Source organism: Saccharibacillus brassicae (assembly GCF_006542275.1).
In the GTDB taxonomy this organism is placed as follows: domain Bacteria; phylum Bacillota; class Bacilli; order Paenibacillales; family Paenibacillaceae; genus Saccharibacillus; species Saccharibacillus brassicae.
Map to the genome: position 1 here is coordinate 1,355,165 of NZ_CP041217.1, position 13,332 is coordinate 1,368,496.

The 13,332-nt window shown below is 47.6% G+C and carries 19 protein-coding genes; 7 read left to right on the top strand and 12 right to left on the bottom strand.

The window, feature by feature from the left end; genetic code table 11:
* Position 1: 1 nt before the first annotated feature.
* The 6 genes from FFV09_RS05555 to FFV09_RS05580 form a co-directional block, all read right to left on the bottom strand.
* Positions 2-538, bottom strand: a complete 537-nt coding sequence (locus FFV09_RS05555; RefSeq protein WP_141446822.1) for a GNAT family N-acetyltransferase — start codon at positions 536-538, stop codon at positions 2-4.
* The gene (locus FFV09_RS05560; protein WP_141446824.1) at positions 535-1,131 is read right to left on the bottom strand and encodes a chloramphenicol phosphotransferase CPT family protein; all 597 of its coding nucleotides are present in this window, start codon (positions 1,129-1,131) and stop codon (positions 535-537) included. Before FFV09_RS05560 ends, FFV09_RS05555 begins: the two co-directional genes overlap by 4 nt.
* Before the next feature lie 58 nt (positions 1,132-1,189).
* Positions 1,190-1,948, bottom strand: a complete 759-nt coding sequence (locus FFV09_RS05565) for a tetratricopeptide repeat protein (protein WP_141446826.1) — start codon at positions 1,946-1,948, stop codon at positions 1,190-1,192.
* Positions 1,949-2,120: 172 nt separating this feature from the next.
* Positions 2,121-2,606, bottom strand: coding sequence for a hypothetical protein (locus FFV09_RS05570; RefSeq protein ID WP_141446828.1), 486 nt, complete (start codon positions 2,604-2,606; stop codon positions 2,121-2,123).
* 189 nt (positions 2,607-2,795) lie between these two features.
* Positions 2,796-3,173 carry a type II toxin-antitoxin system death-on-curing family toxin gene (locus FFV09_RS05575; RefSeq protein ID WP_141446830.1) on the bottom strand — a complete coding sequence of 126 codons (378 nt, stop codon included), beginning with the start codon at positions 3,171-3,173 and terminating at the stop codon, positions 2,796-2,798.
* Entirely contained in the window at positions 3,170-3,343 is a 174-nt protein-coding gene (locus FFV09_RS05580; protein WP_141446831.1) for a DUF2281 domain-containing protein, read from the bottom strand. Before FFV09_RS05580 ends, FFV09_RS05575 begins: the two co-directional genes overlap by 4 nt.
* A 289-nt stretch (positions 3,344-3,632) precedes the next feature.
* Here FFV09_RS05580 and FFV09_RS05585 point away from each other — a divergent pair, with 289 nt between their 5' ends.
* The gene (locus tag FFV09_RS05585; RefSeq protein WP_141446834.1) at positions 3,633-3,995 is read left to right on the top strand and encodes a DUF3221 domain-containing protein; all 363 of its coding nucleotides are present in this window, start codon (positions 3,633-3,635) and stop codon (positions 3,993-3,995) included.
* 520 nt (positions 3,996-4,515) lie between these two features.
* Here FFV09_RS05585 and FFV09_RS05590 read toward each other — a convergent pair.
* Positions 4,516-5,169 carry a chymotrypsin family serine protease gene (locus tag FFV09_RS05590; RefSeq protein ID WP_141446835.1) on the bottom strand — a complete coding sequence of 218 codons (654 nt, stop codon included), beginning with the start codon at positions 5,167-5,169 and terminating at the stop codon, positions 4,516-4,518.
* Between the two features lie 159 nt (positions 5,170-5,328).
* On the opposite strand from FFV09_RS05590, the gene FFV09_RS05595 reads away from it, so the two are divergent.
* Together FFV09_RS05595 and FFV09_RS24535 are read left to right on the top strand one after the other, a co-directional pair.
* The gene (locus FFV09_RS05595) at positions 5,329-5,589 is read left to right on the top strand and encodes a hypothetical protein (RefSeq protein ID WP_141446837.1); all 261 of its coding nucleotides are present in this window, start codon (positions 5,329-5,331) and stop codon (positions 5,587-5,589) included.
* 82 nt (positions 5,590-5,671) lie between these two features.
* Positions 5,672-5,971, top strand: coding sequence for a pepsin/retropepsin-like aspartic protease family protein (locus FFV09_RS24535; protein ID WP_170314948.1), 300 nt, complete (start codon positions 5,672-5,674; stop codon positions 5,969-5,971).
* A 132-nt stretch (positions 5,972-6,103) separates the two neighbouring features.
* On the opposite strand, the gene FFV09_RS05605 is transcribed toward FFV09_RS24535, so the two are convergent.
* From FFV09_RS05605 to FFV09_RS05620, 4 genes are all read right to left on the bottom strand, one after another.
* Entirely contained in the window at positions 6,104-6,604 is a 501-nt protein-coding gene (locus tag FFV09_RS05605) for a hypothetical protein (protein WP_141446839.1), read from the bottom strand.
* Positions 6,605-6,750: 146 nt separating this feature from the next.
* Positions 6,751-6,960 carry a hypothetical protein gene (locus FFV09_RS05610; RefSeq protein WP_141446841.1) on the bottom strand — a complete coding sequence of 70 codons (210 nt, stop codon included), beginning with the start codon at positions 6,958-6,960 and terminating at the stop codon, positions 6,751-6,753.
* Positions 6,961-7,083: 123 nt separating this feature from the next.
* A complete protein-coding gene (locus tag FFV09_RS05615) occupies positions 7,084-7,431 on the bottom strand; it encodes a DUF3817 domain-containing protein (RefSeq protein WP_141446843.1) in 348 nt (115 codons plus the stop codon).
* 308 nt (positions 7,432-7,739) lie between these two features.
* On the bottom strand, positions 7,740-8,336 hold the full coding sequence (locus FFV09_RS05620; protein WP_141446845.1) for a YdeI/OmpD-associated family protein: 597 nt from the start codon (positions 8,334-8,336) through the stop codon (positions 7,740-7,742).
* 122 nt (positions 8,337-8,458) lie between these two features.
* Between FFV09_RS05620 and FFV09_RS05625 the strand changes: the two genes are divergently transcribed.
* The 4 genes from FFV09_RS05625 to nagA all read left to right on the top strand — a co-directional run bounded on the left by FFV09_RS05625 (position 8,459) and on the right by nagA (position 12,309).
* Positions 8,459-8,908, top strand: coding sequence for a DUF6843 domain-containing protein (locus tag FFV09_RS05625; RefSeq protein ID WP_141446847.1), 450 nt, complete (start codon positions 8,459-8,461; stop codon positions 8,906-8,908).
* A gap of 205 nt (positions 8,909-9,113) precedes the next feature.
* A complete protein-coding gene (locus FFV09_RS05630; protein ID WP_141446849.1) occupies positions 9,114-9,980 on the top strand; it encodes a MurR/RpiR family transcriptional regulator in 867 nt (288 codons plus the stop codon).
* Positions 9,977-10,702, top strand: a complete 726-nt coding sequence (nagB, locus tag FFV09_RS05635) for a glucosamine-6-phosphate deaminase (protein WP_141446851.1) — start codon at positions 9,977-9,979, stop codon at positions 10,700-10,702. Before FFV09_RS05630 ends, nagB begins: the two co-directional genes overlap by 4 nt.
* Before the next feature lie 320 nt (positions 10,703-11,022).
* On the top strand, positions 11,023-12,309 hold the full coding sequence (nagA, locus tag FFV09_RS05640; RefSeq protein ID WP_246098543.1) for an N-acetylglucosamine-6-phosphate deacetylase: 1,287 nt from the start codon (positions 11,023-11,025) through the stop codon (positions 12,307-12,309).
* A gap of 496 nt (positions 12,310-12,805) precedes the next feature.
* Here the strand turns inward: nagA and FFV09_RS05645 are convergent, their stop codons facing one another.
* On the bottom strand, positions 12,806-13,297 hold the full coding sequence (locus tag FFV09_RS05645) for a VOC family protein (RefSeq protein ID WP_246098487.1): 492 nt from the start codon (positions 13,295-13,297) through the stop codon (positions 12,806-12,808).
* Between the last annotated feature and the right edge of the window lie 35 nt (positions 13,298-13,332).

Here is a 13,332-nt window from a genome sequence, read left to right on the forward strand (position 1 = left end):
CTCACAATATCTTTACTAACTCCAAATTTGCATAAGTCGTTTCCGAAAATTCATTATCGCCATAAATCCCGCTTGCATGATTAAACCCCGATTTAATCCAAAACTTCAGAGCCGGCCAATTTTTCACGGCTACGTTGATCCGAATTTCTTTATAACCTAAAGCCGTTGTTACTTCTGCAAACTGATGGATTACTTCTTGTCCAAAGCCTTGTTTTTGAATATTTTTATCTATATACAAAAATTCAAGATATACCGAATCTGTAGACGGGTAACCATGGTATACACTCAATATCCCTATTATTTTTTGGTCTTCTTTATTTCGAATCGTTTGTATTCTATAATTTTCTAGTTTACCGCCCGGAGGCAGATTTCCGTTAAATAAACAATCTTTGATATGTTCTGGATTGTAGCTTTGGCCATCCCACTGATTCATATACTGACTTGTCTCATAAAGATCTTGTACCACTGGAATTTCGTCTTCTTTTAAATCCGATATCGTAAGCCTAGGGGAATTCCATTTATCCAAGATAAGGTTCATGATTTTATCCTTTTCTCTCTTTTATTTAATTGCTTAAATACCAAGCATTCTTTATCAGACTTGATAAAACTCAAAATTGCTTTGGCACACTCTGTTGGATTCAACTCTTCCGTATTTATTTCAAGGTCATATTCAGTGAAACGATACACCTTCTCAAATTGAGACCTTGCCAATCCAATGTTTCGATCTCCCCTGATTTGTTCTCTTCTCGTGAGTTCTTCTTTCGAGCATAGTACGCCTACGAACAATGTGGGCTGCTCAGCAAACACTTCCAGACACTTGTCAAACCGTTCATCATTGTCGATGACCGTGTCTACAAGGACGTTCAAACCCATTTCCGAAAACAATTTAACGGTCGAATAGTACATAGCGATGATAGAATCGTCAACGATTTGCGAGACCGCTTGATGATCGATTTCTCGCGGGAGTTCATTCGGAAGTTTACTGTTAACCAACTGATTGTAATTATTAAAAAAATCGTCTATTGCTAAATGATGAAAAAGAATTTCTTTTTGATTGATCAGTTCAGTAGAGAGGCTGGTTTTACCCGAACTTGAAGTTCCATTCAACAGTACAATAAGGCCTTTTTTCAAGTGAGTCACCCTTCTCATCAGATTTTTGTATTTTTCATATATAGTTTTTATGTTTGAGTCAATTTGACTTATCAACTTCTGCAATCAGCTTTCGATAAAATTCGAACCTTTCTTTAGCCTTTTGAATCTCGCCTATTTTTGTCAGCACCATACCTTTATTATAGTGATAATCTACATCTTTCGGGTTCAATTCAATCGCTTTATCAAAATGCTCCAATGCTTCATAAAAAAAATTATTTTCATAAAGAAGATTTCCTATATTGTAGTGAGACTCATCGTCATCAGGAACAATTTCTATATGTTTTTTATAGCTTTCGATTGCAGCCTGATCTAATTCAAGTTCCTTCAACACAATAGCTCTATTAAAATAGGCAGAGGCATGATTGGGTTCTGCTTCTATCGCTTTGTTATAGAATTCCAAAGATTCATCAAATTTCTTTAGATCCCTTAATACATTAGCTTTATTGAAGTGTAGAGAGCTGAGATGAGGGGCAATATTTATGGCTAAATCATACAAGGAAATTGCCTCAAGCGACTCTCCTAAAAATGACAAAGAATTCGCCTTATTGTACATATACTTAGGGTTGTTTGGCTCTAATTCTATAGCTTGTTCAAAAAAGATAATGGCTTCTTCATGCCGATCCAAGTCTGCTAACGTATTCGCTATGTTGTAATAGAGGGTTGCGCGGTTTGGATATAGTTGTAACGCTTTTTGAAAGTAGATAATTGCCTCTTCAAAATGGGTTTCTTGGGCCAATTTTAATCCTGCTTTGTTTAATTGAGCGGCTTGCTTCTTATGAGTGTCTATTCTTTTCACCCCATTTTATACAAACTACGAGTTGAAAAATAAAGCTGAATTAGCAAAAGTTTCTGTATTCACGACCCGACGCACATCGGGTATCCGGCGACTGCCGGGCCAAGGGCGTATGCATGCAGCGTGAATATGATGTTATATAACGTGCGTTCTTCTTTGAGAATGCAATCAAAATTTATTTTTTCATGTTCTCTCTAATTCTTTCAATCATGGTATCGAGAACTTCATTTAGGCTTTCCATTTCAATTTCTTTTGTTTTTACAGCATGTAGTTCTGTTTTTAGTTCTTTTAGTAATTCAAGTCGTTGATATATCGCCCATTCTTTCCAATCCCAAACTAAAAAATCATCAAACGAGTCCCTATTAAAATCGAATAACATTTTGTAGTATCCAATTCTCCTCTTTGAATACTCAATACGAAGATAAACTTCTAGATATTCTCTACTCTCTGTAAGATTCTCCATAACATCTGGAGCAAATATCCTTAATGCATAATTTTCAAAAGATATCTGTATATCCTCTTTGTTATATTCACCAAACAGTTCTTCAAATTCGGATAATTCTTCTTCTATGTAATTATCCATACAAATCCAGAATCCTTGGATGGCTTGATCCAATAAATGATTCATATCAATCCATTTTCTGATTTCATTGGTATTCATTTTTTAGAGTCCTTTCTTATATAAGATTTGATACATTTCAGCTAACGTTCCTGTATTCACGCTCCAGCGTATGCTGAGTGTTCGGCGCATGCCGGTCCAAGGACGAATGTCCGCAGCATGAATATTACGTTATGCGTTCTACTAGTCTTCTTTGAATATTCAAGAAGATATAGAATAAGACATCGAGCTTTATTCCCGATGCCTTACAATCCATTCCTCGATATCTTTTTCATTCAATTTGCCTTCTGCTGTTCCCAACCCTAATTGAACGAGTTCGTCTTGACTATATCGAATAGAATATCCGTTTAATCGGAGTAAAAGTAGCATAACGGCTACTCCGATCCGTTTATTTCCATCCACAAATCCATGGTTTTTGATTAAAGAGAAAGCCACGACAGCGATTTTCCTTGTAAGCCCCGGGTACAGTTCTTTACCGTCAAAGGTTTGTTCAACTTTACCCAATACACTTTCTAGCAAGCCTTGATCCCTGATTCCATTCGCTCCACCAGTCGCCTTTATAATCTTTTGATGATAGATCAGCAATTGGTCAACGGTAATCATTTTCATTTGGCGAGTTCTTTAAGCGCTTCTAAATTTTCATTAATGATATCGTCCATTATAGACTCTGTCTGAGGTGTGCTTTTTGTCTTTAAAAACTCAACAAAATCAATGACTTCCATTTGTTTTTCTTGGGGCAAAGACAAAAAGTCGTTAATCAATTTTTGTTCCAGACTCATTATTAATCGCCTCCTGTTCTTAATTCATAGTATAACGCAAAACTTTAAAACGCTTAATCTTTTCTATGGACCCAAGGCATATACCCGAAGCGTGAATATTAGGTTATATGAAGCCGCTTATCCAATAAGAATATTAAATTCAAAATTTCTTATTGCCACAGTTCTTTTAAATACAATCAATTACCTCCTAAAAATTGAATCATTTATTAAATTTTAGATTTAAACGATGCATCTTTTACCTTTCCTAATATAATTAAATTACAAATCCATTTTGAAGGAGAGAATAATTTTGATAAAATATAGTTTTATTTTTATTTTAATGATGACATTTCTAGTGGGGTGTCAGTCAAATAATAAAGAGTCTGCAAACTCACCTGCAGAAAATTGGGATCAACAGCATGGTATTGTAATTTTAAAGGAAAATGAACGCATTTTAGTGACTCAAGATGCCAATAAAGAAGATTTAAAAATAAATAATGTTGAAAAAATATTAAATGAGAACAAGCCTAATGCCATTTTTCTTGCTATTCCGAAAAATATTTACGAAAAGATTGAAATAGGTTATGAAGTAGAATTTAAAATTAAAGGTAGTATTGATTTTTCTTACCCTGCTCAAGCAACAGCAGATGATATCAAAATAATTCGTAAATAAAGTATTTAAGTTTCAATGTTGCTTCCTGTCTATTTAGACCGTGTACGCAAACTCAACGACGTGCATCTTTTGCTACCTTTTCGCCCTCTACTGCGTCACTTCTCCTTGACGTGCTCCGGCACGCCTTCGAAAAAGTTCCTTGCCGAGAACGAAAATTCAGCAAAATCTGCTTCCAGCGGAGTTTGCGTACACGCCCTAGTACTCTGTATCAGGTCAAATAGTAGGTTTACGTTTGGACGAAACGCGCATGGGTCTAGCGCGTTTTGGACGAGCGTAACCTTACCTTCATTTGGTACAGAGTACGAGTACCTTGTCAATTCTTAATCAGAGGTTTATACCTGCTTGAAATGTGTACGCTTCAGATGCGTTTCAAGCGGGTGTAACCTTACCTTTAGTGTTGACAAGGTACTAGACTATTTGAATATATATTTTATAAGATTATAAAAAGAGCCGAAACGATAAGTTATTATCGCCAGCTCTTTTATTTAAATCTAATTGTTAATAAGCAATTATTGATTGATTAAAACGTTGTATCCGTATATACACCTGACATGCCTAAACCATTGTATACGTGACTGTATTTAGAAAATAACCCGTATATGGGATAACCATTTGCATCCGTAGCAGTTCCTTTAAATATCCCTTCAACACGAGCATAGTTTTTCTTGCCGTTATTAGCTAGACTATATACTAACCCTCCACTATCTCCATACTGTGCTTCACGTGGAACCTCTGTAGCAACCAGATCATAGGGTTGTCCAGCTATTGTAAAAGAAGTGTCTAGTACCTTTACAGGAGCATAACTCTGTCCGTTGCCATGAAGAGCATGGATTCTAACACTGTCTCCTATTCCTCTATAGTAACCCGCATAATCAGTAGTTCCTATCGTCAAGGAACTTCCGTTCAAATAAACGCTTGGAACAATAATACTAGAATAGGTAATATAACCTGTATCGTAAGTAGTATTAGAGCTATTATTAGCGTTAAACATACTACCAATAGATAAAGGACCATCAGATTTGTCATACCATATTCCATTTAAACAATGCCCTGCTGTAACACCTACATCAGTTTTGTTAGCACGCCCATTGAATCCTAAACTACAAGCATTAATTGTAGGAGAAGGGGAATCTATTTGTTCTCCAGGGTATAGGTTATAAGCGTGATCATCCATTGCGATTTCACCTGAGTCAATCCAATTAATCATATTCTCATCAATTATATTTTTTACTCCTTCACGATCAGACTCCTTTGACTATGCCTAAACTTCTTCATTGCTCTTACTCTTTATTCTCCGTACAATTAAAGGTAAAGAATCAAGGGAGGAAAGGATATGAAATGGTCTGAAGCTAGAATTCAGTTTCCGAATCGTTGGGTTCTTGTTGAAGCAATTTCAGCCTACTCAGCTAATAACATGCGTAATATCGAAGAATTCTCTGTCATTAATGATTACGAAGATACTAAGCTTGCTTGGGATGCTTACAAAAAACAGCATTCTTCCGAACCTTCACGCGAATATTATATCTTTCATACCGTCAACGAGAACATCGAAGTTCAAGAACAAGCGTTTATTGGAATTAGAGGTCTTCGATGAAAATAAGATTAGTTAACGGACTTCCTATCATTGAAGTTTTATTCGCTTATCAACATGAATCTGTTTTGCTTCTAATGTATTATTGGATACAGGTTGTGCAGTCACAATCTTTGATATTGATTTAATCGAACCTACAGGTTTAACCATTGATCCAGTAAAAGGTCGTGCTGTGCGAATGTATGGAATTGGGGGTCAAAGTGAACTTTCATTTCAGCAGTCTATTCATTCATTGACCTTGAATCATCATGTACTAGATAATTTTGTCGTTCAGCTTGGACAGACAAAAGAACCTTATGGTTTTGATGGGATTCTAGGTGTGGATTTTTTATCGACTTTACAATTGAATATTGATTTTAAATATATGGTAGTTAGGAAACCCTAACTACTTTTTTTCTTCTCTGAATTTTTGTATAACGTTCCTATATTCACGACCCTATGTATACTGGACCCAGGGCATATACCCGCAGCGTGAATATTACGTCAAGTCAAGTTACCCGTCTGTTAGAGATTCCAACTAGGTATTTATCAGCTTCATATACCGCTTGACTACAATGGGGATTATATCTGATTCCGATTCCGTCTGTTCTTCATCAGTCTCTGGCTCTACAATTTCTAATCCGTTAAAATAAGCATTTTCTTTATACCAATCGATCAGTTCAGGCAACGAACTACTTTCTTTCAAATCCTGATCGCCGTAATAAGAAACCAGTGTCACTCTAAATGCCGGCACCAAGACGTCTGCATTCAAATAAAATACAAAGTCCTTGTCTTTGTAGTGCTTTTTGAGATACTTCATGATTTCTTGCTCAAGGTATGAAAAAGCTTCCATCAACTTCTCCGACGATATTCGATTATGTTTAATCAATCTGTTGAACCCATGTATATACGTATAGTTATGGTTAACTTCGTTTTGAATGAGCGTAGGATCATTAGAAAACAAAAAATGCGGAGACGTTAGGATCAAATGAATTTCTCTGTATGCCTTTCCGGCATGCTTTTTCAAATAATCCAGCATCAAAAACTCACTCCCCTCTGGTAATTCGGGCCTTTATCATTCCATCTTTTTGCCGTCTCTGTTTTCATGTTTACTTCGAAAGTTTCTATTTCGTCTTTTAATTGGGGCGTTGTATTCAATCTATAAATATGCACGTGGACTGTCCGTTAGTCTTCCAACCAAATAAAAAAATATTCATACTTTCCATCCACCGTAACCTGCCTGCTTTGTTCGGTTTCTTGACGGTTTTTCTCTTCGACTTCTTTCATGGTTTTATCGTTAATCGACAAGAATATAAACCACATCAACGCCAACCCTGCAATGATAACCGCTATGACAACCGCCATGATCCCTATTTCTTTTACTGCCGTTTGCATTTTGCGCCTCTCTTCTTCCCCGTCTATTACCCGATTTGAATTTGACACCTATGAATGTCCATACAAAAAAGCCTCAAGAGGAAAATCCTTCTCAAGGCTCTCATTCGGGGAACTTAGGTATGCTTACCCCGCCCGCCGCAGTCCACGAGCTTCTTCCGGCGTCGCGTAAGCGCGGCCCGCCTGGATCTCTTTTTTCAAATACGACTCGAACACGAAAGTGCCGATCGGCAGGACGGACGCGACGAGCGCCCAGAACAACTTGGTCATGCCCCACTTGAGTGCGATAAACGCGTGGAACGCGGCCAGAATGTACAGCACGAACAGCGCGCCGTGCGCCGCTCCCACGATCGTCACGGCCATATCGACGCCCGCGGCGTACTTCAGCGGCATCGCCACCAGAAGCAGCAGCAGAAACGAGACCCCTTCCATGTACCCGATCAGTTTGAATCTTCCGAGCATGGTATTCAGCATGTCAGCCTCCTTCGAATGGTGAAGGCGTTTGCGTAAACGGCGGTACAGACCCACCGAGACGCTTGCGCAAACGTCCTAAAAGGTTGGTTCCTTCCCATTCTAACGGATGTTCGGCGCACTTCTCAACTTTAAAGCACTCCATATGTATGGTTAGATATAAGAGAAAAGCGCTGTCGATTCCGACCGCCTATCCTGATCCAAACGGAAGCTGCTTCCATGAAAATGATTTCCCCGCGGACGTGCACCCTGTTCTGACAGGATTGGATTGAAAAAAGAACCGTAACCTTCCAGCGGAACCGGTGGCGCTTTTACCGATCGTTCATTCCTTGTCCCTGCATGATCCGCGGCGCGTGCTTGTCGATTCTCGCTTCGCGGGTCTTGGACTGCTTCGGTTCGGAGAAATGCAGCAGATACGCGCGTTGGCGGCCCGGTGTCAGCGCTTCGAACGCCGTCTTCAGCTCGGGACTGCCGTCGAAGCGAGCTTGAAGTTCCAAAGGGATCGCAACCTCCTCGCTTGGCTTCAGCTCAACCTTGAGGCCGGCGCGTTCGATCCCGATCGCTTCGCGGATATACGCCCGGATGCGTTCTTCCTGCTGCTCGATCTCTTCCAGATTGCGAAAACGCAGCTGGCGGCCCGCCTGCACTTTCTGCGTCTGCTGGATCAGCATCTGTTCGTTGTCTTGCAGCAGCGAGCCTTTGATGAACAGCAGCGCGCAGTATTCTTTGAATCCGTGGATCAGTACGACGTTGCCGCCCTGGATCGTGTAACACGGCTGGCCCCACTTCAAGTCTTCCGTCATTTCGCTGTCCAGCGCCAGACTTCTCAATTTCGCGTATTCGCTCTGCCACTGACTGGCCCGTTCCAGAAAAGCGTCGACTTTGGGGTTCGTTTGCGGTTGATTCATCTCGGATCCCTCCATGATTCGAATAGTCGAACTTTTTGCGATCTTCAAGCGTCTGTATGAATAGAGCTGGCTTCATTATACAAGGAAACGGCTTCCACTATTCAATAAGAGGAGCGTTTGTTTTGAAAAAAATAGCAATCATCTGGATCGGCCTGCTGCTTGTGCTGACGGTCGGTTGTTCGGAGCGGCGTCCGGCCAGCGTCTACCTCATTCCCGAAGGCTATGAAGGGTGGGTCCTGATCGATTTCGACCAGGCCGGCGCACCCGAAATTCCGCTCGAAGACGGCAAAGGGATCTTCAAAATCGGCAGCGACGGCACGCTGGATACGTCGACGCCGGAACCTGCGCGCGGAAAGGCCGAAGACGAATATTATTGGGTCGACGGGCAGGGCAATCGCAGCGCGATCGAAGACATCACGGAAGTGATTCAGGACCCTTCGATCGGCACCCGCTCCAACGGCAAAGGTGCCGAAGGCCATCCGCTGCCCGGCAAGAAGCTGGTCGAGCAGTTTTTCGTCGGTTCGCTTGAGCGGATGGAGCATTACCCGAACCCCGCGCTTGCGCCGTCCTGATTCCCGAAGACCGTTTCCGTGTACCGGAAGCGGTCTTTTTCGTGTTTGCGGCAGCACTGGCAAAAGAGGCTTGTATCCGCGGCACGCATCGTTTATGATGGACGCAAGAAAAACTTTTTCTTTTTTATATTATATATTTTAAAAATATTTTTCATAAGGTGGTTAGTCTTGGGTATGGGCGGCCGCCTGCCGAAGGAGTGCTGTCATGTCCGCTACGCTGCTGCTGATCAAAGAAGGGCTGGACCGCTTCTCCCCGCAGGAGAAACGGCTGGCCGACTACATCCTGGAACAACCGGAGCTCGTCCAGCGCCTCGGCATTACGGAGCTTGCGTCCGCCTGCGGAATCAGCGCGGCAACGGTGACGAGGTTTTGCAAATCGCTGCGCTTCAAAGGATTTCCCGATTTCAAAATGCGCCTGATCGGCGAGCTGTCGCGCCCGTCCGAAGCGGCCACGTATCAGGATATCGTCGCCGGACGGCCGCTCAAAGAGATCGCGCGCGCCATCGAAGCCAACCATCTCTCCTCGATTACCGACACGACCCGGCTGCTCGATCCCGAAGCGCTGGAACGGGCCGTCGCGGCGCTCGGCAGTGCCCGGCGTATCGACCTGTACGGCATGGGCACGTCGTCGATCGTCGCGCAGGATCTGTATCAGAAGCTGATCCGGATCGGCAAAAGCTGTACCGCGTTCGCCGATTCGCATATGCAGATCACGTCGGCGTCCACGCTCAATACCGGCGACGTGGCGCTGGCGATTTCGTATTCGGGCGAGACGCCGGAGACGATCGCCGCGCTCCGCTGCGCCAAAGACGCCGGAGCGCTCACGCTGTCGCTGACCCGGTACGGCACCAGTCCCCTGCCCGATCTGGCGGATATTCCGCTGTTCACCTCGTCGCTCGAAGAAGGCGTGCGGCGCGGCGCGATGGCGTCCCGGATCGCGCAGCTGCACGTGATCGACATCTTGTTCGCGGGCATGCTGAGCGAAGGCTTCGACGAATACGTGCCCATGCTCGAACAGTCCTACCACAACGTCCGTCAGTATCTCAACCCACCCGGAGGTGCCAAATCATGAATGTGTTGACGTTCCGTACCGAAGAAGACCTGAACCGCGCCGGAGCCGGCTTGATCGCAAGCCTGCTGCAAGCCCAGCCCAAAGCCGTGCTCGGCCTGGCCACCGGCAGCACGCCGATCGGCATCTACGGCGAGCTGGTCAAGCTGCATGACAGCGGCAGCGTGAGCTTCGCCAAAGCCCGCTCGTACAATCTCGACGAATACGTCGGGCTGTCCGGCGGCCATCCGGCGAGCTACCGCTGCTTCATGAACACGCATCTGTTCGACAAGATCGATATCGATCCCGCCAACACGCATGTGCCGAACGGCCTTGCGGTCGATCTGGAGCAGGAATGCGCGTATTACGACGCCATGATCGAAGACGAAGGCATCGACCTCCAACTGCTCGGACTCGGCCACAACGGGCATATCGGGTTCAACGAGCCGGACGACGAACTGATTCCCGGCACCCATGCGGCGACGCTTCAGCAGCAGACGATCGAAGCGAACGCGCGCTTTTTCGATTCGATCGACGAAGTGCCCAAGCAGGCGATCACGATGGGCGTGGCCGGCATTATGAAAGCGCGGCAGATTCTGCTCGTCGTGCGCGGCGCGTCCAAAGCGGACATCGCCAAGCGCGCGCTGACCGGACCGATCACGACGCAGTGCCCGGCTTCGCTGCTGCAGCTGCATCCGAATCTCGTCGTCCTGCTCGACGAGGCGGCGGGAGCGTGGGCGAAATGAGCGGCGGAGAAGAACGGCGAGAAGATCGGGCGGAACACCCGAACGGGGAACGGCCCGAAGAACGGTTGGACGGATTGGAAACCGGGCGGGAGCATGCGGGAGACAATCGCAGCGATGGCCCGAAGAGGCAAGGGGAAGCCGTGAGCAATGAGCGCGAATATGTGGAAAACGAAAACGCGCCGGCCGAGCCGCATGTGGAGCAGTTGGAGCTGAATATCGACGTGCCGGAACCGGAGCCGGACGCCGGCCTGGAAGCTTTGGGAGAAGCAAACAGCAAAAAGCAAGAGCAAGGCGGAGAAGATGGAGAAGGCGGAAGCGGACTGCTCCGCTTCGTCAACGCGAAGATCGTGACGCCAAGCGGCGTGATCGCCGGCGGCACCTGCATCGTGGCGTACGGCGTGATTGTCTCCGTCGAAGATGCCGAAGGCCGGGCGGTCTCGGCCGGGGTAGGGGCGGCGGAGATCGCGGGGCGGAACGGGGCGATGGAGATCGCGGGGCAGCGCGGCGCGGCGGAGATCGCGGGGCAGCGCGGCGCGGCGGAGCACGCGGGGCAGAGCGGCGAGCAGATCATCGACGCCGCCGGAGGCTGGCTGCTGCCGGGCTTCGTGGACATCCACGTCCACGGAGGGATGGGCGAAGACTTCATGGACGCCGGCAAGCCCGGCGTCCTCGATACCATCGCCAGGTTCCACGGCTCGCACGGGTCGACGTCGATGCTGGCGACGACCATGACGGCAACGCGCGACATGATCGACGGCGTGCTGGAAGCCGTCTGGACGCACCGGCAGCGCAGCGGGATGCCGGGCGCGGATGCCGCCGGCGCAAGCATCGAAGGCGTGCACCTGGAAGGGCCGTTTATTAGCCCGCAGTGGCCGGGGGCGCAGAACCCGGCCCATATCTCGCAGCCGCGGACGGATTGGCTGGAAGACTGGGAAGCGCGCTATCCCGGTCTGATACGCCAGCTGACGCTGGCGCCCGAGCGCGAAGGCGCGCTTGAGACGATCGCGTGGCTGAGAGCGAACGGCATTACGGCGGCGCTGGGACATACCGACGCCAATTACGAGGAAGTGCTGGCTGCCGTCGGCGCCGGACTGAACCATGCAGTGCATACGTTCAATGCGATGACGCCGCTGCACCATCGCAAGCCCGGCGCGGCCGGGGCGGTGCTCGGCACCGACTCGATCGCGGCCGAGATTATCGCGGACGGGATTCATGTCCATCCCGGCGCGGTCAGGCTGCTGGCGAAGGTGAAGACCGACGGGAACCTCGTCCTCGTCACCGACGCCATGTCCGCCGCGGGACTCGGCGACGGGGATTATTTCCTCGGCGACCTGCCGGTGAAGGTCGAAGGCGGCGTCGCCCTGACGCTGGGCGGCGCGCTCGCCGGCAGCCGCCTGACGATGGACGAGGGCTTCCGCTTCCTCGTCCGCCAGGCGCAGCTCAGCGTCGAGCGCGCTTCGCACGCGGCGAGCGCCGCGCCGGCCCGGCAGGCCGGCATCTACGACAAGACCGGCTCGATCGAGCCGGGCAAGCGCGCCGACCTCGTCTTGATGGACGAAGAGCTGGACCTGCGCGGCGTCTGGGCTGCAGGCAGCAAGATCGGATAGGCGCAGGCGCCGAATAACGGCCTGAATCCATCTGTTTCGGCGAAAAGGCTCGCTTCTCGCCCAATAAAGGTCCAGATCCATCTATTTCATCGGAAACGGACGTTTTCGCCGTCGAATGAACTGATTAGCTGGATATAAGCCGTTATTGCGGGAAACGGATTCGATTTGCCCAAAATAGATGGAATTTGGCCGTTATTCGAAGTCACCGCGTTCGATTCGACGTGTCTGATTCCCTATTTCACAAAGAACCCCGGGCTTGCTCTCAAGCCCGGGGTTCTTTGTGCTGCCAAATCGATTTTTTCACATATCCTGCCGCTTTAGACCGTTCATCCGGCTATTTTTCGCCTTCCGAATCGTCCCTTGTAAATCCTGCTTCCCCTCATTCTCGTTGTTCCCTTTCCTGCTTCGCCGTTCCTATCTCATCTCTTCCTTTCCTGCTCCTCCGTTCCTGCCTCGCCCATTCCTTTTCTCTTTTCCCCGTCGCCGTTCCCTGCGCTCAAAAAGCGTGCCGTGTCACCGTAAACTGGAACACGACGCCGAACGGGTCGCGCACTGCGCCGTATCCGCTGCTGAACGAATTGGCGGCCAGCGGCGCGAGGATGACGGTGCGCGTATCGGCGGTCAGTCTGTCGTACAGCCGCTCGATCGCAGCGTGATCCGTCGACTGGAGGCACAGCGAAAAGTCGTTGCCGGCGCTCCACGGGCGCGTCGTATCCTGCTCTTCCTCCGCGATCATGATTTTGTTGGCGCCGATCCGCAGCACGGAATGGGTAATCCATTCCTCTTGTCCTGCCGCGTAACGGAAGCTGTCGTCTCTCTGCGCCATCTCCGCATAACTGACCTTCAGCAGCACTTCGGCGTCCAGCACCTGTTCATAGAACGCGATCGCTGCCGCAGCCTGCCCGTTGAGCGACAGAAAAGGGATCATCTCTACCTGCGTGTCCGCCGTTTGAGCTGTTGATTTTTCATCCGGATAGATATTCATCATTTGTTCCTCCTTCGGTATAGGGGTTACACTGAGAT